Source organism: Paraflavisolibacter caeni, from assembly GCF_025628885.1.
Lineage (GTDB): Bacteria > Bacteroidota > Bacteroidia > Chitinophagales > Chitinophagaceae > Flavisolibacter > Flavisolibacter caeni.
In genome coordinates this window covers 1-25,169 of sequence record NZ_JAOTIF010000028.1, presented here as the reverse complement: position 1 = coordinate 25,169, position 25,169 = coordinate 1, and the positions used below count along the sequence as shown (strand labels likewise).

The following is a 25,169-nucleotide window of genomic DNA, read 5'->3' as shown; positions in this document are numbered from 1 at the left end:
AACACTTACAGGTCGAATTTATTGAATAAAAATGACAGGCATGAAAAACGTATTCAAAACAACTGCTCTTCTCGTTTTATTTCTTTTCAATTTTCACAAAGCTTTTTCTCAAAATAAATTAACCGATTCAACAAAAAAAAACGCTAAGAGTTTATCATACCAATCGTATTTCTTCAACAGAAAGACCGGTCGTTGATGGTAAGTTAAATGATGTCTGCTGGAAAAACTGGAGAGTGGGCAGGCAATTATGCTCAGTGGATACCGAACGAAGGTGGGCTGCCGTCGCAGCCAACAGAACTAAAAATTCTTTACGACGATAAAAATATTTATGTAGCTATCCGTGCCTTCGATAGCTTGCCCCAAGAAATTATCAGGAGAGCAGGAAGACGTGATGAATTTGCAGGCGACATGGTTGGTGTTTGTTTTGATAGCTATCACGATCATCGCACAGGATTTGAGTTTGATGTTTCGGCTGCAGGACAGAAAATAGATTTGCTTATAACCAATCCCATGAATGCTGATAATAATTGGAATGCCGTATGGCATGTAAAAACAGCCAAAGAGGATTCTGCATGGACAGCAGAATTCAGAATTCCATTGAGCCAGCTTCGTTACAGTAAGGATTCAGTGCAGGTTTGGGGACTTCATAGTTGGCGGTGGATTGAACGTTTGCAACAGGAAAGCGATTGGGAGCCGCAATCATCAACGGGGCCAGGTATGTTGTATTTATTTGGGGAACTTCACGGAATAAACGGATTACCAAAATCAAAAAGATTTGAAATCATGCCATATACCCTTGGTAAAGTCAACACTTTTCAAAAAGAGCAAAACAATCCATTTGCAAACAAGGGACGGCGATGGTTAGGGAAAGCTGGATTGGATGCAAAAATTGGTTAGGCAAGTAATCTCACAATTGATCTCACAGTAAATCCTGATTTTGGCCAGGTGGAATCAGATCCATCTGTAATGAACCTTTCTGCATTTGAAACTTTTTATGAAGAGAAACGTCCTTTCTTTCTCGAAGGGAAAAATATTTTCAACTTCGACTTTGACAATTCTTCTTTTTTTTATAGCCGTCGGATAGGCCATACTCCTTCATTTTATCTGACATTGAATAATAATGAGTTTATTAATTATCCCAATAATACCACCATTCTTGGTGCAGCAAAAATGAGCGGCAAAACAGCCAAAGGGTTATCGATTGGTGTATTGCAAAGTCTTACCGCTAATGAATATGCAGACATTGATTCATTAGGAAAGAGAAAACGCCAGAATGTAGAACCGCTCACAAATTATGCACTGGTCAGGGTTCAACAGGATTATAAACAAGGGAATACAACGCTTGGCGGTATTCTTACTTCCACAAACAGTTTCCTGAATGCTTCACACCTCGAATTCATGAATCATCATGCCTACACAGGAGGAATTGATTTGTTTCATCAATGGTATGATAAAAAATACTACGTGGATGCAAAAATTGTTGGCAGTAATATCACAGGTAGTCGTCAAGCAATGATCATTCTTCAGCAGTCTTCGGCTCGTTATTACCAGCGTCCTGATATTGATTACCTACACATCGATAGTGCCGCGACGCAAATATCCGGTTATGGTGGCAGCATCAAAATTGGAAAAGGCAGCAAAGGTTTCTGGCGTTATTCCACAGAACTAACATGGCGTTCGCCTGGCTTTGACCTCAATGACATGGGTTATATGCAAATGGCTGATATCATCAAGCAAAAAAATTCAGTTTACTATTTTGTAAACAAGCCTGTTTCCATCTTTCGCACTTATAATGTTTCATTGTCTGAAACAAATAACTGGGATTTTGGCCTGAGATATTTATCGTCAAGTGTAAATTTTGGTATCTATCTGGAATTTTTAAACAAATGGGCTTTCAATGCTTCGTCCAGTTATACGCCGCAATCTCTTGATACAAGAATTTTACGTGGTGGAAGTGCCATGCTGATTCCTTCAGTTTTGTATCGAAATGTTTATATGAGAACAGATCCATCCAAAAAGCTTTTCTTTTAGCTTAGTTCGGAACTGTCTTCATCAGGTAATAACAGTGCCAGGTATTATTCAGTTCAACCGGGAATAAGATACACTCCAATCAATACCATAAAATTATCTGCAAGCCTTAATTATTCAGGCAATAGAAATGATCTGCAGTACATCACTACAACTGCCAATGATAGGGAAACCAGATACATTCTTGGAATAATAGACCAGCATACTATGGCCATTACTTTAAGGATGGACTACAATATAACACCTGAAGTTTCGATTCAATACTACGGAAGCCCATTTGCAACAGTTGGAAAATATTCGCAATTTAAAAGAATCACTGAATACAGGGCGAACAATTATCATAACCGTTTTACTGAATTAAAACCCTCATTGAATGGCAATACCTATGAGGTGGCGGAAAATAACAATGCTTCGAGTGACTATAATTTCTGGAATCCAAATTTCGATTTTAGCCAGTTTCGTTCCAATCTTGTTTTCCGCTGGGAATACCGCCCGGGCTCTCAATTTAATTTTGTTTGGTCTCAGGATAGAACGGCATTTGTTCAACCCGGCAGTCAGGTTTTGAGTAATGGGATGAGCAGTTTGAAGGATATCTTTCCCAACAATATTTTTCTTATCAAATTTAATTATTGGTTTTCTATATAACGAATTTTTTCAATTTCTTCAACTCATTTGGTCTTCTTTTGCTTTGCCTACGGGTACCACTGCGCATCTCATTGTGCAAATAGGAACGCTTGCCATAGAGCGTCTTTAAGAGTGGGAAGACTATTTTTTTAAGTGCTGCTCGCCTTTTGTATCCTTGTCTTAGTACTGGGGACGACCAATTTTCTTTTTTACTTTCATGCGCTCTAACACATAGTGTATGCCCGCAATTGCTCTTCGCTTTTCTGGATGGCTTGGCATAGCCAATAGGAAGGATGCAGACACTTAAAGCCTCCTGTTTGCATAAAAGGTATTGAAAACCAGTTGTTTGCAACATTTTATGCCCTAGTCTGCAACATCTGGATACCCTGCTTTAAACAGCACCGAACTAGTTTTACTGTATTATTTCAACTGAAAAAATTGCTTTAAATGAAAATGCGATTGCGATTGCTTAGCATTCTGTGTACCCTTGTTTTTAATGTCTTATTGGCAGAGCCTCCATCATATATTCAGACCAAAGACGGGATTATTGTTTTTACCGATCCGGTTTTTACAGGCACTTCCCAGGCCGTTAAACTTGAAGTAGTGTCTGATAATATAATAAGAGTAATTGCGGCTCCGGGAAAAGAGATTGCTGCCACCCAAAGTCTGGTTACTGTTTACAGCAAAAGACCTGATCTTTCCTGGAATGTAATTCCTTCCAAAGAAAACCTCATACTAAAAACAATAAACCTTACCGCTATTGTCGACCTGAAAACAGGCGCCGTTTCATTCCGTGACCCGGGCGGCAATAAAATACTGAGTGAAAAGCAGCCGTCCGGACGAAATTTTCAGCCTGCGGTATTTGAAGGCCAACAGTCTTATCATATAAAGCAGACTTTTCAAACAACTGCTGATGATGCTCATTACGGGCTTGGTCAGCACCAGGATGATGTATATAATTATAAAGGCCAACAGGTTTTTTTATTTCAGAATAATACGGAAGTTGGCGTTCCTTTCCTTATTTCCAATAAAAATTATGGCATTCTTTGGGATAATTATTCCCTTACCAAAGCAGGGGATACCCGTGAGTATCATCCGCTTTCTTCCCTGAGGTTGTTTTCAAAAGAGGGACTGGAAGGCTGGCTGACAGCTACATACAGTAATGACAGGAACAAACCTGCTGATGCTGTACTGCAAAGAGCTGAGGCTTCCATTAGCATGGAGTACCTCAATGAGTCGAAGCAATACCTGCCTGCTGAATTCAATCCTGCAAATGGAGTAGTAACCTGGGAAGGCAGTATTGCCAGCGAGTTCACCGGCAACCATAAATTCAGGTTTACTTATGGCGGGTATATTAAAGTTTGGGTTGGCGGGAAACTACTGATCGACCGCTGGAGGAAGGCATGGAACCCTGCACCCGCTTTGGCTGATGTGACCATGCAGAAGGGTCAAAAACTTCACATTAAAATTGAATGGATCCCAGAAGGGGGTGAATCTTACCTTTCCTTAAAGTGGCTTGAACCCTTACCAACTCCAGAACAAAATACTTTCTCTTTTTCTTCAGAAGCTGGAAAACAACTGGATTATTATTTCATTTATGGTAATAATATGGATGAGGTGATCAGTGGTTACCGGTTCCTAACCGGTAAAGCACCTATTGTTCCAAAATGGGCATTAGGCTTCTGGCAAAGCAGGGAGCGCTATAAAACACAACAGGAAATATTAGAAACAGTAGCTGAGTTCAGGAAGAGGAAGATCCCACTTGATAATATCGTGCTGGACTGGAGCTATTGGAAGGAAAATGACTGGGGCAGCCAGGAATTTGATCCAACACGCTTCTCTAGTCCTGACAGTATGATCAAAGTAGTGCATGATCAATATAATACCAAGTTGATGATCTCGGTATGGCCAAAGTTTTATGAAGGCATACCAGCTTATAAGGAAATGAACCAAAAAGGCTGGCTGTATAAAAGGAATGTAGCTGACCGGCAAAGGGACTGGATCGGTAAAGGGTATGTATCTACTTTCTATGATGCCTTCAATGAAGAGGCCCGGAAAGGATTTTGGAACCTGATCTATAATAAAATTTATAAGAAAGGCATTGATGCGTGGTGGATGGATGCCAGTGAGCCAGACATCCTCTCCAATGTATCACCCCAGAAAAGAAAAGAACAAATGACCGGAGTGGCCCTGGGGGCGGCAGCCGAGTACCTGAATGCCTACCCGCTGCAAAATGCCAAAGGCATTTATGAAGGTCAGCGTTCTGTAGATTCCAACAAAAGAGTTTTTCTCTTGACGCGTTCAGGATTTGCTGGCTCTCAGCGTTATGCCGCTGCCATCTGGAGTGGGGACATTGGTGCCCGTTGGCAGGACATGAAGGCCCAAATACCCGCAGGGATCAACTTCTCCCTGTCAGGCATTCCTTACTGGACCATGGATGTGGGGGGCTTTGTGGTGGAGAGCCGCTTTGAAAAACCGAATGAAGAAGCGCTTGAAGAATGGCGGGAGCTCAATACCCGTTGGTACCAATTCGGGGCTTTTGTGCCGCTCTTCCGCGTGCATGGACAATTCCCCTACAGGGAGATCTACAACATCGCTCCCGAAGGGCATACTGCCTACCAGAGCATGCTGTATTACGATAAGCTCCGCTACCGTCTGATGCCTTATATCTATTCTTTGGCAGGCAGCACCTATCATAACAACTATACCATCATGCGGGGGCTGGTGATGGATTTTGCCAAAGACACAGCCGTTTTGAACATTGGGGACCAATACATGTTTGGACCGTCCTTATTGATCAATCCGGTTTATAATTATCAACAACGCACGAGGGAATTGTACCTGCCCAAAGGCCAAGGATGGTACGACCTGTATACCGGAAAATGGAACCAAGGTGGCCAGAAAATAAAGGCTGAAGCACCGTATGAACGTATGCCTGTATACGTAAAAGAAGGTTCCATTGTTCCTTTTGGTCCAGAACTTCAATACACATCTGAAAAACCTGCTGACACGATCACTCTGTATGTATACACAGGAAAAGATGCCTCTTTCCAATTGTATGAGGACCAAGGTACTACCTACGATTATGAGAAAGGACAGTATTCAACCATTCCCTTCCAATATAATGAAAGCACAAAATCGCTAACAATTGGTGACCGAAAAGGTTCATATACAAGCATGCTTGCCAAAAGAACCTTCCGCATCGTATGGGTCACTCCAGCTTCTGCTAAAGCTTTGGACCTGGAGAGAAAGCCCGATCAGGAAATCCTTTATGAAGGCAAAAAGCTATCCATAAAAATGTAAATCTCTATTTTATCTAAGCCTCTATTTTTTCATTGTTTAAACCCAAACGCTTCTATATGAAAAGATCAAAAAAGAAAACACTGCAATTACTGCTTTGTTCGATGATTTCCGTCTTTTTGCTAGGCTATTCTGCCTTAGCACAAACCCCCAAGGTAACGGGTAGGATCACTTCCCAAAAAACAGCTACATCCATGGCTGGTGCTACTGTAACGGTTAAGGGGACCAATAAAACCACCATTGCAGATGAAACCGGCCGCTTTACCATTGATGCCGCCCCGGGTGATGTGTTGGTGATCACTTCGGTAGGCTACCAGAGCCGGGAGGTAATAGTAGGCAATGCTGGTGCCGTGAGCATTCAATTACAGGAAGCCGAAAACCGGATGGACGAAGTGGTGGTGATCGGCTATGGCGTTCAAAAGAAAAAATTAGTGACCGGCGCCAACCTGCAGGTAAAAGGTGAAGCCCTTCAAAAGCAAAGCACAACCAATGCTTTGCAGGCTTTGCAGGGACAGGCTCCTGGTGTGCAGATCACTTCTTCTTCAGGCCAACCCGGAGATGGATTTAATGTGATCATCCGTGGTAAAGGTACCATTGGTGATTTTGGACCCTTATTTATTGTTGATGGAGTGCAGGGGATTGATATCAAATCGATCAATCCTGCTGACATTGAATCCATCGATGTTTTAAAAGATGCTGCATCCGCAGCTATTTATGGTTCACGGGCAGCTAATGGTGTTATTCTGGTTACAACAAGATCAGGAAGACAGAACCAAAAAGCACAGATCACTTTAGATGCTTACTACGGTATTCAAAATGTTGCCAGAAAAGCGCAGTTATTAAATGCAAAGGAGTATGCCATCATCATGAATGAGCAGGCCGTTAATTCGGGTAACGCTCCTTACTTCACTAATGATGAAATCAACAACCTGCCTGTAAATACCAACTGGCTTGACCAAATGTTCGTGAAGAACGTTCCCACCCAAAATTATGTAGTGGGTGCAACAGGCGGAAGTGCCGGTTCCACTTATTCAACATCTTTAGGCTATACCAGCCAGGGTGGAATTGTTGGTGGTTCCGATAATTCCTATTATGAGCGCTATACGTTCAAAATGAACTCTGAGCACAGTTTATACCAGAACGTTATCAAGATTGGAGAGCATCTTACGTTTAATAATGTAAACAGTCATGGCATTCAAACCGGAGGTCAGTACAATAACACGTTACGTTCTGCTTTTTCTACATCTCCATTCCTGCCTATGTATGATGCATACGGCAATTTCTTCAGGTCAGACAGTCTTCGATGGAACCCCGGACAGGTAGGTCCTGCCCAGTGGGATGACGGTACGTCCAATCCTTATGCAGCTATGTACTATGGTTCTAATGGAAGGAACAGTAACCAGGGTTTGTTTGGAGATGCTTATTTACAAGTTGAACCAATCAAAGGTCTGAAACTTCGTTCAAGCCTCGGCCTGAATTATAGTAGCAACCAAAGCCGCGGATTTACTCCTCCATACCATCTTTCAAAATTTGCAAAAGTTGATACCTCTACAGTTTATCAATCAATGGGTACCAGTACAACCCTTCAATTTGAAAATACACTGAGTTATGATTTTAAAGTGGCAATGAACCACGGCTTCAGTGTAATGGCGGGTAGTTCATCGTTGAAAACAAAAGGTTCAGGTATGAGGGGTGAAAATTGGGATTTGCGTCTTCTTGACCTGGACCATGCCTATCTGAATGTTGCCAACAACAGGGCCACAGGATCTGCGCACATTGGTAACAGTGGCGGCCCTTTCGAATTCGCTTTGAATTCTTATTTCGGAAGATTGCAGTACAACTTCCAGGAAAAATATTTGTTGAATGCTACGTTCCGCGCCGATGGTTCATCAAATTTTGCACAAGGTCATCGCTGGGGTTACTTCCCTTCGGTATCTGCAGGATGGATTGCTTCAAGAGAGAACTTCATGCAAAATATCAAAGGCCTGGATTTCTTTAAACTGCGTGCAAGCTGGGGCCAGGTAGGTAATCAAAATATTCCTGGAAATAGATATTTGTCGCTTATCAAATTTGACCTGGCTTCCTATGGTTTTGGATCTGGTGAGGGACCAACTACAAATGTGCAGGGTGCCAGGCCGGATGAAACCATCGGAAACCCTGCAATCAAATGGGAAACATCAGAGCAAGCCAACATTGGCTTTGATGCAACCGTGATGAAGAGACTGAATGTGAGTTTCGATTATTACATTAAAACAACAAAGAACTGGCTGGTTAAGATTCCCGTTCTTGCCACCACCGGTGCTAAGGAAATGTACATCAATGGCGGTGATGTGAAGAATACCGGCGTAGAGCTGGCTCTGAATTATCACAACACGATCGGCAAGTTTTTCAATTATTCTATTGGTGCCAATGGCTCCTATAACAAGAACAAGATTGGAAATATTCCTACGAAGGACCACATCATTCACGGCAATAGCAACGTTTTGTACGCCAATTCTCTTGAATTTTACCGGGCGGAAAGCGGCTTCCCTGTTGGTTATTTCTGGGGTTTAAAAACAGCGGGTGTTTTCCAAACACAAGCCGAAGTCAATTCTTATGTTGACAAAACGGGCAGGCTCATTCAGCCTGATGCAAAAGCCGGTGATCTTCGTTATGTTGATTTGAATGGAGACGGAGCTATTAATAATGATGACAGAACAATGATCGGTGACCCCAATCCTAATTTTATTTTCGGTTTCAATGTATCACTTGACTACAAAGGCTTTGATTTCGGGGTACAGGCTTCAGGTGTTGCCGGTAATCAATTGGTTCAATCATGGAGGGGGCCTGGTGGTCTTGGTAATTACTCCTCAGAAATCCTAAATCGTTGGACAGGTGAGGGAACTTCAAACAAAATTCCAAGAGTAACAGCAGAAGGTACCAACTGGGCACAGTTCTCTGACCTGTACATTTATGATGGCAGCTACCTGCGCATCAGCACCATTACGCTTGGTTATGATTTTGCGGGGATGGCAAAGAAAAATTACCTCAGCAAGGTAAGACTGTACGCTTCTGTATTGAATGCTTTCACATTTACCAAATACAATGGAATGGATCCCGAAATTGGACACAATGAGGAATATTCATCAGGCGTAGACTTAGGTTACTATCCAAGACCAAGAACCCTGATGGTAGGTGCAAACATTCGTTTTTAATCAAAACTTGAAAATGAGAATCATGAAACGAAGCACGATAAAATTTTCATTATTAAACACAGCGTGTCATGAAAATTTATCATGCGGAGTTCCATCTGGCAAATAATAAAATAAAAAGTTATTCAGATGAAAAAATTAAAATTATATATCCCTGTCATCGCCCTGTTGTCGCTGGCTGCCTGTAAAAAAAGCTTCCTCGAGACGGAGGACGTGTCAACTGTTTCGGAACAGAATTTTTATCAAACGCCTAACGAAGCCTACAAAGCATTGGTAGGTTGTTATGATGGATTGCAACGTCTTTATGGCGGAATTGCCTTCCCTGTCACTTCAGAAGTAATGTCAGATAATGCATTTGGTGCCACAGGCAATGCCGATGGATTTGGCTATTCCATGATAGATGAATTTGACAAGCTTCGTTCGCCAGTCGATCAAGACCTATATAAGGATAACTGGGCGTCTTATTACAATACCATCTACCGTACTAATTTGTTGTTGAGCCGTCTTGACCAGGTAGACTGGAAGGGACAGGAAGCAATGCGTAAAATTTATGAATCAGAAGCAAAGTTCATTCGTGCTTATTGCTATTTTGATATGGTAAGATTGTGGGGCAATATTCCATTGCTCACCAAACCTTCAACGGAGAATGTTCCGCAGGCAAGTCCTGACAGCGTTTACAGCCTCATTGCGCAGGATTTAAAATTTGCTGCGTCTAATCTTCCATCCACAAGTTATGGCGCACAAGCTTCTGCCACTCGTGGAAGGATAACCAAATGGGCTGCTGAATCAATGATTGGCCGTGTGTTCCTTTATTACACCGGATACTATAATAAACCTGATTTAGTAGGAGCTGTTACTAAGGAGCAAGCCCTCACATATTTGGAAGATGTCATATCAAATGGAGGTTTTGGCCTGGTTAGCAATTTTGCAAATCTGTGGCCTGCGGCATCACCTGCTAATTATGTAGGAGAAGATAACAAAGAAACTGTTTTTGCTATCAAATACACGTACACTAGCGACTGGAACGGCAATGTTGATGGCAATCAATGGCTCGTGATGTTTGGCATCCGGAGCCAGGCGATCGCTCCTTACGGCTTAGGATGGGGAGGCGGAACCGTGAATCCCAAACTTTGGAACGCTTATGATGCAAACGATACAAGAAGGAGTGCTTCTATCATTTCTATTGTAGATGAAAATCTTGATTTTAAAAAGAAAGATGACCAGAGAGAATACACCGGTTATTACATGAAGAAATACACTCCAATGGCTGATGCCTCAGGTACAAGCCTTGCCGAAAAAATGGGTGGTGTAAGTTTCATGATCAGCCAGTATGAGGATTATGTTTCTATCCGCTATGCAGATGTGTTGTTGATGGCTGCTGAATTAGGTTCTCCAAATGCACAGCAATATTTTGATGCAGTACGCCAGAGAGCATTCGGTTCCAACTTCGTTCAAATACCGGTAAACCAGGCAAATATTATGAATGAAAGAAAACTCGAGTTTTTTGGAGAAGGCATTCGTTACTGGGATTTGCTGCGCCAGGGCGTGAGCACTGCTGCATCCACCATTGCTGAATCCGTTACGCTTCAAAATGGTGGCGTGAATGCAACCAAAACTATTACTGCGGCAAAGATCACCGAAACCAAAGGTTTGTCTCAGATACCTTATTCGCAAATCACTTTATCGAATGGTGTGTTGAAACAAAATGCAGGATGGTAGTTGTTTTATTTCATCAAAAATTAGTATACATGAAAAAGTTAATTCATTCTATAATAGCAGTTTGCGGGTTAATCACCATGTTTTCCGGTTGCAGCCCCGAAAAGATGGAACTCGGCCCCGCATTAGATAAAGGTGCATTGAAATTTACCGTCACCCCAAGCGCTAAGAACCCCAATGACATCGTTCTCAAAAGCCTTACTCCAAATGCTACGCCCTATTGGGTATCGCCTTCCGGTAATTCCATCAAGTTAACGGACACTATAAACATTCCTTTTCCAGGTGATTATACCATTAAATATGCTGTGGAAAGCCGTGGTGGCCTTGTATATGCCGATTCAGTAATAGTAAAAATCACTACGATTGATGAAAAGACGGTGAGCGATCCTTTGTGGGTGAACCTAACCGGGGGATTAGGAAAATCAAAAACATGGCATCTTGATGTGGACGCTGATGGAAAAAGTAAATATTTTAATGGCCCGGTATCTTTTGCCGGCGCCAATTACAGTTGGCAATGGGATGCAGGTTGGGCCGATTGGGTAGTTGAGAAAGGTGATTATGGAACCATGACGTTTGACCTGATTGGAAACCCCAATTTTAAATCGAATAATTTAATGTTTCCGGCATTATCAGGAACAGGTAAAGTTGCGATTGACCTCAAAGCTAAAACCCTGACCACTATTGGCGCTGAAGTACTTCACGACAATAGTAAGGGGCAAGGCCCTCAGGTAGCCAATTGGAAAAAGGATATTCGTATCAAAACACTTACAGATAACAAACTGCAATTAACAGTGGTAAGAAATGATGGAACATGGTTGATTTATAACTACTACTCTGAATAGTGAAGCAAAGAATGGGGAAAAGAAGATTGGAGGTATTCCATTACATGAGACCAGAATCGGTTTAATTTAATGAATAAAAGGCTCTCATAGAAGCAATGGGTCAACCTGCGGGTGTTCAACGAAAGTTGATGCACCTGCAGGTTTTTAACAATGAATAAACGCTCATAAATAGATACGTAAAGGCTCAAAGACAATATATAATTATCCTGCTGGTAGTTTTGGTCATGGCATCCTGCAAGAAGACTGCTTCCACAATAAAGGGAAGTGGAAAGATCTCTTTGAATGTTCGAGCCAAGCCCTTTGCAAACGAACATTCGGTTGTAATTTCTGTAAGCTCAGGAAATACTTCGAGAGAACTAAAAGTGTGGCAACGTTCAATGTGAAAGTTGCTGATCTCGCTTTCTAGGACGAATCAAAAAAGGAATGGAATGTTGAGGCGGGAGATTGTATCCTGCAATTGGAAAACTCTTCAGATAATATGTCTCAGACACTGAAAATTACTGTCCAAGAATTGGCTTTTAGTTTCTCTATTGAAGCTTTTGTGCTTCTAATAAATACTTTTTTGCAATGGGAATAAAGATGAAAATAAATAAAAAGATATTGGTCGTATTTTCTGCAATATTCTTTTTCCAGTCCTTGTGTTATGCTAAAATCACTTTACCTAAAGTATTTAGAGATAGTATGGTTTTGCAAAGAGGCATAACAATACCGGTTTGGGGAAAGGCAACTCCTGGATCAGTGGTTATAGCAAACCTTGGAACGATACGTGTTTCTACAAAAGCCGACAAGCAGGGAAATTGGATGCTATACTTTCCCAAAAGAAGAGAAGGTGGCCCATATGATCTTGAAGTTTTTGAATCAGGAAAACCGGATTCCGGAATCAAGCTAAGAGGAATTTTGATCGGTGATGTCTGGCAGGCTTCGGGCCAATCCAATATGAAATGGCAGGTGCAACAAGTGCAGGCAAACAAAGATTTTGCCTACCCTATTCATAGCGATAAGTCCTTTCATGAATTTGTGATATAAAAGAGGTAACAACCATTAAGATTAATAAAAAGGAAAATGAATAAACCACTTATTGCAGGCTTGTTTTTATTGACATTAAGCTCAGTTCTAAACGCTCAACCAAACAAAGCAGATAAGGCTAAAATAACTGTTGAAGTGAACAGGCCGGGACATCGTATCCCATCAACATTATTCGGGGCTTTTTTCGAAGATATTAACCATTCAAGCGATGGAGGCCTCTATCCGGAGCTTATCAGGAATCGTTCGTTCGAAGATTCTGATACGCTTCAAAACTGGAAGTTTATAAATCTGAACGGAGCCAGCAGCGCTTCGGTTATTAATGTTGATGCGTTGTACCCGCCAACGGGAGGGCTAAACGTCTTCAATCGGAAATATCTTTCCATTCAGGTTCGGGGAGAATTTAAGCTCGAAAATAGGGGTTTCTGGGGTATGAGTATCGTTAAAGGCAACTCATATACGTTCAAATTAGCAGCACGTAGCGGGGAAGGCTTCAGTGCGCCGCTAAAGGTTAGTATAGTAAGTGCTGCCGGTACTGAACTGGCCAGTGCTGAGGTAAAAGGCTTTGATGCGGGATGGAAATATTATACAGTTAATTTAACTGCGGAAGGCAGCGACCCCAAAGCCCGTATTGAGATAGGAGCTAATGGTAATGGCCGCCTATATATGGATATGGTTTCGCTCATACCTGATCAAACATGGAAAGGCCATGGGCTCCGGAGGGACTTGGCGGGGGCCCTCAATGCCATGCAGCCTAAAGTTTTCAGGTTCCCGGGCGGTTGTTGGGTAGAGGGAGACCATTTCAGGCAAATGAACAACTGGAAAAAAACAGTTGGGAATATCGATACACGTACCTCTTCATGGAATTTTTGGGGCTACAATGCTAGCCGGGGATTAGGTTTTCACGAGTATCTGCAACTGGCCGAAGACCTTGGTGCCGAGCCATTGTTCTGTATAAATGCAGGTATTTCGCATAAGGACTTTGTGCCTATGGATCAAATGGGCCAATGGGTACAGGATGCATTAGATGCTATGGAATATGCCAATGGACCAGAGAACTCTGTTTGGGGAAGCATTCGTGCTAAGAATGGTCATCCAAAACCGTTCAGCATGAAATATATTGAGATAGGAAACGAAAACGGCGGCGACCAGTACGCCGAACGATGGAGGCTTATTGCTGAGGCAATCCGCTCAAAGTATCCTGAAATTACACTTATTGTCAACAATTGGGGAGGATATCCCAAAGACCCTCTGCCCGACCTTATTGATGAACATTATTATGATAATCCTGAGTGGTTTATCATGAACACAAACAAGTATGACAATTACGATAGAAAAGGCCCGAAAATATTTGTTGGCGAATATGCAGTAACAAGTAAAACTGGAAACGGTAACCTGAGAGGGGCTATTGGCGAGGCTGCCTGGATGACAGGCCTGGAACGAAACTCAGATGTGGTTACGATGAGTGCCTATGCACCCTTGTTCTGTAATGTGAACCATAAAGTTTGGCCAATAAACCTGATCAATTTTGATAGCTATCGCTGGTACGGCTTGCCGGGCTACTATGTGCAGCAACTGTTTGCGCAGAATCAGGGTACTGTTTCCCTGCCTGTAAACGTAGAAGGAGCGCCTCTGTTGACATTTTATAACAAAGGAGGCCTTGGATTGGGCACCGCGAACAACTCTGCGGAGTTTAAAGATTTAAAAGTACTTGCATCTGATGGCCGTGTTTTGTTTCAATCTGATTTTACAAAGAATATTGATGATTGGCAAAAAGCAGGCGGCGAGTGGTTGGTAAAAGACGGCGTACTTCGTCAGTCAGCAACAGGTACTAATACTTCAGTTTTTTTCGGCGACAAATCATGGACCGATTATACAATTACCTTCAAAGGACGTAAAATTTCCGGCGATAATGGTATCCTGGTTTATTTCCGGAACCAGAATAAAGATGATCAGATGCGCTGGGAAATCGGCGGTAATAAAAACACCGAATTTGTGTTAGACAATGGGTTCAGCAGGCAAAGCGTTCCCGGAAGTATAGAAGCTGGTCGGTGGTATGATATTAAAGTTGAAGTTAAAGGGGGCGCTGCTAAAGGCTACCTTGATGGTAAGCTCATTCAGGAAATATCCAATCCAGGTATAAAAACCAGTAGTATTTGCGTAAGTGCAACTAATGATGAACGTTCGGGCGATATTATTCTTAAGGTTGTTAACGCGGCAGCCGGCGCTGTAAAAACAGAAATTAACCTGTCGGGTGCTGAAAATCTTACAGGAAGAGGAAAGTCTTTTATTCTCACTTCCGCCAGTCCGCTGGATGAAAATACAATGGAACAACCCACTAAAGTTTCCCCAAAAACAGAAAATGTGAAATTTTCAGGAACCAAAATTATCCTTTCATTTCCGGGTAATTCTTTGACAATACTGCGTTTGCAAACATTTTATAAACCTAAAACATAACAAAATGAAAAAACACAGCTTGTCATTTGTATCAAAAAGATGCCTCTTTTTTGAAACTTTCTTATCGGACTGTTTATGTCCATTAGTGTTTGGGCGCAATTACCAACAGCCCAGACTATAGTAAATAAGATGAGAACCTGATTTCCAATGTTAGTAAAAAAGAGGAGGGTTTTGAACCTTCCTCTTTTTTATAAATCGGTTCAATCTTTAATTAGTATCTGTTGGAAAAAGTAATAAACTAGATGTCAGATCAATAAAAAACAGCTGCATGTATGCGATGTATGATCCTAATCGACTGCAGCGAAATATAAAATAAATAACATGAAAAGTTTTTTCTTATTTATGCTTCCATTCTTTTTTAATTTCTCTTTGAAAGCTCAAGGGCTGTATGTTGGAGCCAATTATCATCCGCATGATGATAAGAATCTGGAAAAAATAAAAAGAGATATTCAGGTAATGAAAGCAGCAGGATTGAACGTGGTACGTTTGGGGCATCTGGCCTGGGATAGTTACGAACCATCGGAGGGGAAATTTGACTTTAGCTGGTTCGATACAGTGATGAACATGATGAATCAGTCCGGTATTAAAGTTATCCTTGATGTTGCTATCCGTCCGGCACCAATCTGGTTGCATCATAAATATCCGTCCATCAGTATTACGGACGCAAGCGGAAATGTGCTGTACCCCAATCATCGTTACATGGAAGATGCTGGCGACTCGATGTATCAAAAATATGCCCTGCGTTATACTGATACGTTAACAAAAAGATATGGAAAGCACCCGGCTTTGCTTGCTTTTGGCATCGATAATGAATCGGGTGATGGCCCTGTTTCGTATTCGGAATCTGCAAGACAGCGATTCATGGCATGGTTAAAGCAGAAATATAAAACTCCCGACAATTTAAACAAAGCATGGGCAACGCAAAGATGGTCAAGAAGGCTTAATCAGTTTGAAGAAATTGGCTTTCCTGTATCCGGTTCAATTAACGGCGCTCCCGAAAGGATGCTCGATTTCAGACGTTTTGTTTCCGATGAAATCAATCAGCTGCTGCTTAAGATTTTAGATAAGACGAATGAGAATGCACCCCACGCGTTGACCAATACCAATGCATGGTATTATAGTCCATTAAAGTATTTTGATTATTCTCCAGTAGCTTATTCCGGTAAGATGACCCGCCATGGCGCGGGTTTCTATCCCGGAAACTCTTTAACAACTAATTGGGGCGTTATGAATTCCCTGTTTGGAATTTCACGTATTCAATTTGAAAGCACAAACCCATTTTGGTGCAGCGAGTTTACAACCATGACTGCTGTTCCCAACTCTATCAGAAAGTCGGCTTATGCTACACTTATGTATGGCAATCAGATGGTTTGCGGCTGGACGTGGCAAAGCATGCACGCCGGTGAAGAACAGTATTTGGAAGGAATGATTGACTGGGATGGAGTACCAAACCGCAAATACGATGAATACAAGAAAATTGCAACTGAATTTAAAAGGATTGGAAAATTCTTCCCCTACAAACCTCAGGCAGAAGTTGGTTTGGCATTTTCATTTCCCAGTCAAATTGCAAGCAGCTATTTTCCTGAAAAACATGATGGCCAACTACAAGCCTGCTTCAATCTGTTTTATTACCGCAACATGGATGCCCGCATTGTAGAGATTAGCAAAAGTTCGCTAAACTATAAACTACTTTTTGTGCCCGGTGTTGCTGTGATGGATGGAACAACCGCTGCAAAAATCCGCGACTTTGTAAAAAATGGCGGCACAGTTGTAATGACAAATAATTCGGCGATTGTTGACGAAACAGGACAGGTATTTGCAAGTACACGTCCGGGCTTGTTAAGTGATGTATTTGGCATACGTGTGGGCAGTTACGAAGAAACTGAAACACTCAATGAAATATCAAGAAAATCATGTAAAGGCAAAAAGATTGAGTTTACTTATAAAGGGAAACTGATGAATACAGAATCGGAACGGTTTGATATTATTGAACCGAAAGGAGCGGAAATTATAGGCAATCTCACCAGCTTGGATAAAGACTATCCGATAATGACGAGTAATAAATATGGTAAAGGACGGGCCATTTATGTTGGTCTTCCTGCTAATGCTGATGTACTGAATCCTTTGCTTGATGAACTGATTAGCGAACTTTCCATAAAAAAAGGTCCGGATGTACCAGAGGGTGTAATGGCAAGGCAGATTGATAAAAACCATTTCTTGTATCTGAATATAACGGGCGAACCAAAAGAAATTCCGATGAAGGGAAAGTCAAAGAGTATGCTTCTTGACAGAGAATATTCTGGCAATTTTACAATTGCAGCTTATGAACCGGAGTTTATTGAAGTGAATTAATTAATTGGGGACATAAGTTTGGAAGACAATTTTTCATTGACATTATTAATTACTGGATAAATACTTAAAGAACAAAACTTATGAAGCTGCTGCATGGAAGATTGATAACGTTGTTTAGTATCCCTTTTTTCTTGCTGGCATTTAGTGAGGATATAAAAACACAGGAGATCACTAAAACAGCATCAGGTAAAAGAGTTAAAGAGAACTTTGACTGTAACTGGCAGTTCCACAAAGGCAATATCGCTATGAAGCGTGTAATAAAGGCTGGCAGCCAAGGTGGACTGACAGATGTCAACGTTCAAGTCTTAACTGCCAAAGACACAACAATGGATTACACCGATGTTAAAAGTGCAACGGTCTTTTATCCCAAAAACTGGCAATTGGTCAATTTACCTCACGATTGGGTGGTTGAGAATAGTTTTATAAATGACAATTCACTCGGCAGCCAGCCGGCAGGCAATGGATATTTACCTGCGGGCATCGGTTTTTACAGGAAAGAATTTGAAATACCGGAAGCAGACAAAGGGAAAAAAATATCCATCGAATTTGACGGAATTTTCAGGAACAGCACCGTTTGGGTGTATGGTCATCTTATCGGTAATCACCAAAGCGGTTACACGCCGTCAAACTACGATTTGACTGATGTTTTACGTTATGGCAACGAAGGTAAAAATGCAATACTGGTGAAGGTAGATGCTAGCGAATACGAAGGCTGGTGGTATGAAGGTGGCGGCATTTACAGGCATGTCCGGCTAATTAAAACCGACAAGTTACACGTTGACAGGTTTGGCACTTATGTTACTACTCCTTCCGTTTCTTCAAATGAAGCTGTTGTTGGTATTAAAACTACATTGAAGAATGAATACAAGGGAGTTAAGAACTTTACCCTCGTTTCAAAAATTGTAAACAACAGGGGTATTGTACTGGACTCAGTGGCTTCTTCTCAAAAGATCTAACCATTTAGTACAACCGAAATTGCACAAACAGCAACAATACAAAAGCCATTGCTCTGGACGCCCGAAACGCCAACCTTATACAAAGTACAAACTGAGGTTATTGAGAAGGGAAATATTATTGATAGTTATGTAACTACTTTTGGAGTGAGAACTATAGAAATCAATCGCAATGGAGTTTTTTTGAATGGTAAACTGTATCCTGTAAAGGGAACAGCCAATCACCAGGATTTTGCCGGCATCGGCGTTGCTCTTCCCGATAAAATAAATGAATACAAATTAAGGCTGCTTAAAGAAATGGGCAGTAATGCTTACCGCAGTGCCCATCATCCACCTACCCCGGAACTCCTCGATATGTGCGACAGCATGGGATTACTTGTGCTGGATGAAAACCGTTATCTCAGCAGCAGCGAAGAAGGGTTAAAAGACTTAACAACTATGCTGTACCGCGACCGGAATCATCCTTCCATATTTATGTGGAGTATGGAAAATGAAGAATGGATCCAGGGCACGGTCATGGGCGCCCGAATACTTGAAACAATGGTGGCGACAACTCATAAAATAGATCCTACACGTCTGGTAACGGCCGCTATGAACCATGCACGAAATGATGGCGGCTATGCCGATGTGCAGGATGTTGTAGGATATAATTATGGAGACAAAGGAATGGCCTATGTGAAGGACCACGAAAACTACCCCAATCGAATATTGTTTTCGACCGAATCAACAAGTTTCATCTCAACACGCGGAGAGTATGAGAACAATTGGGAGAAGGGCTATGTATCTAACTTACAGAAATGGGAGCCCAACTGGGGCCCATTGCCGGGAGAAGATTGGGCTGATGTAGTAAAATATCCTTTCCTTGGCGGCACATTCATATGGAGCGGATTCGATTACAGAGGTGAACCGACACCTTACCGTTGGCCATGCGTTTCTTCGCATTTTGGCATTATGGATATATGCGGCTTCCCCAAAGATGGATATTATGCTTACAAAGCCGCCTGGTCAAATGAATCTGTAGTTCACATATTCCCGCATTGGAATTGGCCCGGAAAAGAAGGCAAGCTTCAAAAGGTTCAATGCTATACCAATTGCGAAGAGGTTGAGTTATTCCTGAATGGAAAAAGTATAGGAAAGAAAAAGACAATTCCTTACACGAAGCTTGAATGGGAACTTAGTTATCAACCCGGAAAATTAGAAGCCCGAGGCTATAATAAAGGAAAATTAGTTACAAAAGATATTGCAGAAACAACCGCACCTCCGGCACAGATAGCATTGAATAGCGATTGCAATATTCTTAAATCGGATGGTTGCGATGTGGCTGTTATCAGGGTAGCTATCAAAGATGCCAAAGGCAGGGTTGTGCCAACTGCGAGCAACCTTGTGAAATTTTCAATCGAAGGCCCCGGCAAGATCATTAGCACGGGCAATGGCAATCCCAGCAGTCACGAGCCTGATAGGGCCAGCCAGCGCATGGCTTTCAATGGATATTGTTTAGTGCTTGTTCAAGCCGATAATCAAGCCGGTACAATCAGGTTGAAAGCAATATCTGAAACCCTAAAAGAAGCTGAAATAATAATTAAATCGGAATAATTTTTTTAATCAGGAGCAGATGGCAGGCATGAGTTCCGGTAATAATGGAAGTGGTGGTAAAAGGAATGCAATAGTAGTAATAAGTTGTCAAATATTGATTGAATGGAAATCTCCTAAGTATATACGCATAAAATGTTTATAAAAAAATACAGATGAAAAACGACACTAAAATAATTTGCCTAATTCCATTGTTGTTAGCTTTCTTTTTACAGGAAACTTATTCTCAAGTAAATGTAAACGACACCATAAAAAAGTTAACCCAAAGGCCACCAAGGGTATATCATACTAATCGTCTTTTTACCGAAAAACCGGTCATTGACGGTAAGTTAAGCGATGCTTGCTGGAAAACAGGTGAATGGTCTGGCGATTACACCCAATGGCTACCGAACGAAGGAGCCAGGCCATCACAGCCAACACAACTCAAGATTCTTTACGATGACAAGAATATCTATGTTGCCATTCGAGCTTTCGACAGTATACCGCAAAAAATTATACGCAAAGCAGGCCGGCGTGATGAGTTTTTAGGTGACATGGCAGGCATTTGTTTTGATAGTTATCACGATCATCGTACAGGGTTTGAGTTTGATGTTTCGGCTGCCGGACAGAAGACTGATTTACTCATAACTAATCCTATGAATGCAGATTTAAACTGGAATGCTGTCTGGTATGCGAAAACCGCTTTTGAGGATTCTGCATGGACTGCCGAGTTTGAAATTCCACTGAGCCAACTTCGTTACAGTAAAGACTCCGTGCAGGTATGGGGACTTCATGCATGGCGATGGATTGATCGTTTTCAGCAGGAGAGCGACTGGGAACTTCAGTCTTCGACTGGGCCGGGCATGCTGTACTTATTCGGAGAGCTTCACGGTATTAATGGTTTGCCAAAATCCAGAAGAATCGAAATTATGCCATATATGCTGGGAAAACTCAAAACATTTAAAGGGGATCCAAACAATCCATTTGAAAATAAAGGCAGGAGGTGGTCTGGAAATATTGGCTTAGATGCAAAAATTGGGCTGACAAGTAATTTAACAGTTGATTTGACGACGAATCCAGATTTCGGACAGGTCGAGGCTGACCCATCAGTGATGAATCTCACAGCATTCGAAACTTTTTATGACGAGAAACGTCCCTTCTTCCTCGAAGGAAAGAATATTTTCAATTTTGATTTTGATAATTCAAACCTATTTTACAGCCGCAGAATAGGCCATACTCCTTCATTTTATCCGAGCATAAACGAACACGAGTTTATGAATTATCCCGACAATACCACTATTCTTGGCTCTGCAAAATTAAGTGGCAAGACTGCCAAAGGATTATCATTAGGAATATTGGAAAGTCTTACTTCGACCGAATATGCCAAAGTAGATTCGATGGGTAAAAGGAAAAGTATCAGCGTTGAACCTCTGACAAATTATTCCATTGCCAGGGTTCAGCAGGACTTTAAGCAAGGAAATACGGTGCTTGGCGGTATTATTACTTCCACAAACCGGTTCATAAATGCGCCGCAACTGAAATTCATGAACCGTAATGCCTATACGGGAGGTATTGATTTGCTCCATCAGTGGCATGATAAAGAGTATTATTTAGATGCAAAATTAGTTGCAAGCAACATCGTCGGAAGTCATGAAGCCATGACCAACCTTCAGCAATCTTCAGCACGATATTATCAGAGACCGGACATACATTACGCACAATTTGATACTGCCATTAGTCGGCTTTCCGGCTATGGCGGAGATATCCGAATTGGAAAAGGAAGTAAAGGATTATGGCGTTATTCTACCGAACTGATTTGGCGTTCACCGGGTCTTGATTTCAATGACATTGGGTTTATGCAAATGGCTGATATAATTAAACAAAGAAACTCTGTTTATTACTTTATAAATAAACCGGTTTCTATATTCCGAACCTTTAATATTTCATTGTCGGAAACCAACAACTGGGACTTTGGATTAAGATACTTATCGTCAAATACAAACCTTAGTGCATACTTTGAATTGGTAAATAAATGGGCGATAAATACCTCTGTGAGTTATACCTCGCAATCGCTTGATACCAGAATTTTACGTGGAGGTAGTGCAATGTTGATTCCTTCCGTTTGGTACCAAAGCCTCTATGTCAGAACCGATCCCTCAAAAAAACTCTCTTGCGAACTAAATGCTGAACTCTCAACCTCCGGTTGTGGCAGTGCACAGTATTATTCTTTCCAGCCGGGGATAAAATATACCCCTATAAATACCTTGAAACTTTCTACAAGTTTTAATTATTCGGGTAATAGAAACGATCTTCAATTCATTACCACGGCCAATAATAGTAGCGAGCAGCGATATATTCTTGGGAAAATAAACCAGCAAACATTAGGAACTACTTTTAGAGTAGATTATAACATAACACCCGAACTGTCTATACAGTATTATGGAAGCCCGTTTGCAACTATAGGTAACTACTCGGAATTTAAGAGAATTACAAATTCAAAAGCAAACAATTACCCTGACCGATTTTCAGGGCTAATTCCCAAGCTGAATGGTAACACTTATGAAGTCTCCGAGAACAACAATGGGATAGTAAACTATAACTTCTGGAATCCTGATTTCGATTTTAGCCAATTTCGTTCCAACTTGGTTTTCAGGTGGGAATACCGGCCAGGTTCGCAATTCTATCTTGTATGGTCGCAGGAGAGGACTGATTTTGTCCAGCCCGGAACCAAGGGTTTACTTGACGGAATGAGTGTAATAAGGAATATTTCCCCCAAAAATATTTTTCTTATAAAATTTAATAGATGGTTTTCGATATAAAATAGATTCAAAGAAAGGAATTTATACATTTAAATAACTCAAGCAACAAAACAATTCAAATAATCATGAGTAGGAGTATTTTATGTGGGCTCTTCTTTTCCATTTTTTTAGTCGGTATTAACAATGCACAGGTAAAAGCTCCAGCCCCTTATGGCCCTGTTCCGTCAAAAAATCAGATGCGCTGGCAGGAAATGGAGTATTATGCTTTTGTTCATTTCTCCTTAAACACTTATACCGACCAATCGTGGGGTTATGGTAATGAAGATGTCAAACTATTTAATCCTGAAAATTTGGATTGCCGCCAGTGGGCTCGTATCTGTAAACAAGCAGGTATGAAGGGAATTATAATAACCGCAAAACACCACTGCGGTTTTTGCCTTTGGCCATCAAAATATACAGAGTATTCCGTTAAAAATGCTCCCTGGAAAAATGGCAAAGGCGATATTGTTCGAGAAATGGCCGATGCCTGTAAAGAATATGGTTTGAAATTAGGCATCTATTTATCGCCTTGGGATAGAAACCACCCCGATTACGGAAAGCCTGAATACATTACTTACTTTAGGAATCAACTTACCGAACTGCTCACCAACTATGGTCCAATATTCGAAGTGTGGTTTGATGGTGCTAACGGAGGTTCAGGATATTATGGTGGTGCCAATGAAAACCGCAAGATAGACCGCACCACTTATTATGACTGGAGTAATACCTATAAGATGATTCGCAAGCTGCAACCCAATATTGTGATATGGAACGACGGTGGTGATAGGGGCGACCTGCGCTGGGTGGGAACAGAAGCAGGTTTCGTTGGCGAAACCAACTGGAGCTTGTTAAATGCAACAGGCGAAGTAAGCTGGAATATGTTGCACTATGGTTTGGAAGATGGGAATGCCTGGGTGCCTGCCGAAGTCAATACTTCAATAAGACCCGAATGGTTTTACCATCCCAGTGAAAACGAAAGAGTAAAAACAGTGCCTCACTTAATGGAGACTTACTACAACTCCATTGGCCGCAATGGTTCATTACTTCTCAACTTTCCGATTGATACCAGAGGATTGATCCACGGAAATGATGAAAAAGCTGCTCTTGCTTTTGGCGATGCAGTGAAAAACGCATTTGCAGTAAACCTTGCTTTAAAAAGGAAGGCAACCGCTTCAAATGTTCGGGGCAATGCAAAACAGTTTGCAGCAGTAATGGCAATTGATGGCAATAAAAACACATATTGGGCTACAGATGATAATCTAAAGCAGGCTTCGTTAACAATAGATTTTGGCAAGCCAACAAAATTTAACCGTTTTTTGGTACAGGAATATATTCGTTTGGGCCAACGGGTAAAATCATTTACTGTAGAAGCATGGGTTGATGGAAATTGGAAAGAACTGGCGAAAGCAACCACCGTCGGGTATAAGCGCATCCTTCGTTTTCCAGCTGTAACGGCCACCAAGGTTCGCTTCAATATTACCGATGCAAAAAGCTGCCCGGTAATTTCTAATATCGGCATTTATAATGCACCGCAAATACTCACTCCTCCTTCCATTATCAGGAATCAGAATGGCGAAATAAACATCATACCAGCCGATAAAGAATCAGAACTGTATTATACAATGGATGGAAGTGTACCCACTTTGAAGTCGAAAAAATACACAGGCTCCATTGCTACCAAAGGCAAAGTACAAATAAGTGCAATGGCTTATGAACCTGCATCGCGCAAAAGCAGTCCGGTAACACACGAAAAATTTGATATTCCCAGAAAGAGTTGGAAGTTGATAGGCATAAATGATGAAAAAGCAAATGCTATTTTAGATGGCGACCCATCTACTGCCTGGCACCAAAGCAAAGACAAAAAAATGCCGGTTGATTTAGTGATTGATTTGGGCAAAGAAGAAACACTGAGCGGCTTCAGATACCTGCCAGACCAGAACATTTGGAACCCTGGCATCATCAGCAACTACGAGTTTTATATATCGAATGATAATGCAGAATGGAAACTTGCCGATTCGGGTGAATTCTCCAACATCAAAAACAATCCATTATGGCAAGTAAAGAGTTTTTCACCGGTAAAAGCCCGCTATATCAAACTTCGTGCTTTGCGAAATATTGATGGTAACGATGAGATTGGATATGCTGAAGTGGATGTGATTACCAAATAGTATTGAAAGAAGTATAATTAAATGACAGAGTTAAAACTACAAACTATATTGGTATAGAATGAAAGATCGGTTCTGTATTCTAAGATTCCACCAAATGTTTTTTGGAGACCCTAAAAAGTTGTGTAAATAGGAAGTAGTAACTGTATTT

At 41.4% G+C, this 25,169-nt stretch carries 12 protein-coding genes and 1 pseudogene; all 13 read left to right on the top strand.

What is annotated here, in order from left to right; translation table 11 throughout:
- Positions 1–207 precede the first annotated feature (207 nt).
- The 13 genes and pseudogenes from OCK74_RS23455 (at position 208) to OCK74_RS23395 (ending at position 25,021) form a co-directional block, all read left to right on the top strand.
- On the top strand, positions 208–897 hold the full coding sequence (locus OCK74_RS23455; protein ID WP_279299536.1) for a carbohydrate binding family 9 domain-containing protein: 690 nt from the start codon (positions 208–210) through the stop codon (positions 895–897).
- A gap of 15 nt (positions 898–912) precedes the next feature.
- A pseudogene (locus OCK74_RS23450) lies at positions 913–2,673 on the top strand (DUF5916 domain-containing protein).
- Positions 2,674–3,099: 426 nt separating this feature from the next.
- Complete coding sequence (locus OCK74_RS23445) at positions 3,100–5,955, top strand: glycoside hydrolase family 31 protein (RefSeq protein WP_279299535.1); 2,856 nt, start codon at positions 3,100–3,102, stop codon at positions 5,953–5,955.
- A gap of 56 nt (positions 5,956–6,011) precedes the next feature.
- On the top strand, positions 6,012–9,146 hold the full coding sequence (locus OCK74_RS23440; RefSeq protein ID WP_279299534.1) for a SusC/RagA family TonB-linked outer membrane protein: 3,135 nt from the start codon (positions 6,012–6,014) through the stop codon (positions 9,144–9,146).
- A 126-nt stretch (positions 9,147–9,272) separates the two neighbouring features.
- Entirely contained in the window at positions 9,273–10,862 is a 1,590-nt protein-coding gene (locus OCK74_RS23435) for a RagB/SusD family nutrient uptake outer membrane protein (protein WP_279299533.1), read from the top strand.
- A gap of 29 nt (positions 10,863–10,891) precedes the next feature.
- Positions 10,892–11,701: a hypothetical protein gene (locus OCK74_RS23430; RefSeq protein WP_279299532.1), complete on the top strand. Its 810-nt coding sequence runs from the start codon at positions 10,892–10,894 to the stop codon at positions 11,699–11,701.
- A gap of 579 nt (positions 11,702–12,280) precedes the next feature.
- Positions 12,281–12,727, top strand: a complete 447-nt coding sequence (locus tag OCK74_RS23425; protein WP_279299531.1) for a hypothetical protein — start codon at positions 12,281–12,283, stop codon at positions 12,725–12,727.
- 36 nt (positions 12,728–12,763) lie between these two features.
- Positions 12,764–15,181 carry an alpha-L-arabinofuranosidase C-terminal domain-containing protein gene (locus OCK74_RS23420; RefSeq protein WP_279299530.1) on the top strand — a complete coding sequence of 806 codons (2,418 nt, stop codon included), beginning with the start codon at positions 12,764–12,766 and terminating at the stop codon, positions 15,179–15,181.
- A gap of 321 nt (positions 15,182–15,502) precedes the next feature.
- A complete protein-coding gene (locus tag OCK74_RS23415; RefSeq protein ID WP_279299529.1) occupies positions 15,503–17,533 on the top strand; it encodes a beta-galactosidase in 2,031 nt (676 codons plus the stop codon).
- A gap of 80 nt (positions 17,534–17,613) precedes the next feature.
- Entirely contained in the window at positions 17,614–18,489 is an 876-nt protein-coding gene (locus OCK74_RS23410; protein WP_279299528.1) for a sugar-binding domain-containing protein, read from the top strand.
- A gap of 18 nt (positions 18,490–18,507) precedes the next feature.
- Positions 18,508–20,079: a glycoside hydrolase family 2 TIM barrel-domain containing protein gene (locus tag OCK74_RS23405; RefSeq protein ID WP_279299567.1), complete on the top strand. Its 1,572-nt coding sequence runs from the start codon at positions 18,508–18,510 to the stop codon at positions 20,077–20,079.
- Positions 20,080–20,231: 152 nt separating this feature from the next.
- Positions 20,232–22,874 carry a DUF5916 domain-containing protein gene (locus OCK74_RS23400; protein WP_279299527.1) on the top strand — a complete coding sequence of 881 codons (2,643 nt, stop codon included), beginning with the start codon at positions 20,232–20,234 and terminating at the stop codon, positions 22,872–22,874.
- Between the two features lie 65 nt (positions 22,875–22,939).
- Positions 22,940–25,021, top strand: coding sequence for a discoidin domain-containing protein (locus OCK74_RS23395; RefSeq protein WP_279299526.1), 2,082 nt, complete (start codon positions 22,940–22,942; stop codon positions 25,019–25,021).
- The last annotated feature ends 148 nt before the right edge of the window (positions 25,022–25,169 follow it).

What these genes read in the sequence shown, in the direction of transcription:
- OCK74_RS23455 (WP_279299536.1), top strand. Translation starts at nt 208, where the DNA reads ATGATGTCTGCTGGAAAAACTGGAGAGTGGGCAGGCAATTATGCTCAG.
- OCK74_RS23445 (WP_279299535.1), top strand. Translation starts at nt 3,100, where the DNA reads ATGAAAATGCGATTGCGATTGCTTAGCATTCTGTGTACCCTTGTTTTT.
- OCK74_RS23440 (WP_279299534.1), top strand. Translation starts at nt 6,012, where the DNA reads ATGAAAAGATCAAAAAAGAAAACACTGCAATTACTGCTTTGTTCGATG.
- OCK74_RS23435 (WP_279299533.1), top strand. Translation starts at nt 9,273, where the DNA reads ATGAAAAAATTAAAATTATATATCCCTGTCATCGCCCTGTTGTCGCTG.
- OCK74_RS23430 (WP_279299532.1), top strand. Translation starts at nt 10,892, where the DNA reads ATGAAAAAGTTAATTCATTCTATAATAGCAGTTTGCGGGTTAATCACC.
- OCK74_RS23425 (WP_279299531.1), top strand. Translation starts at nt 12,281, where the DNA reads ATGAAAATAAATAAAAAGATATTGGTCGTATTTTCTGCAATATTCTTT.
- OCK74_RS23420 (WP_279299530.1), top strand. Translation starts at nt 12,764, where the DNA reads ATGAATAAACCACTTATTGCAGGCTTGTTTTTATTGACATTAAGCTCA.
- OCK74_RS23415 (WP_279299529.1), top strand. Translation starts at nt 15,503, where the DNA reads ATGAAAAGTTTTTTCTTATTTATGCTTCCATTCTTTTTTAATTTCTCT.
- OCK74_RS23410 (WP_279299528.1), top strand. Translation starts at nt 17,614, where the DNA reads ATGAAGCTGCTGCATGGAAGATTGATAACGTTGTTTAGTATCCCTTTT.
- OCK74_RS23400 (WP_279299527.1), top strand. Translation starts at nt 20,232, where the DNA reads ATGAAAAACGACACTAAAATAATTTGCCTAATTCCATTGTTGTTAGCT.
- OCK74_RS23395 (WP_279299526.1), top strand. Translation starts at nt 22,940, where the DNA reads ATGAGTAGGAGTATTTTATGTGGGCTCTTCTTTTCCATTTTTTTAGTC.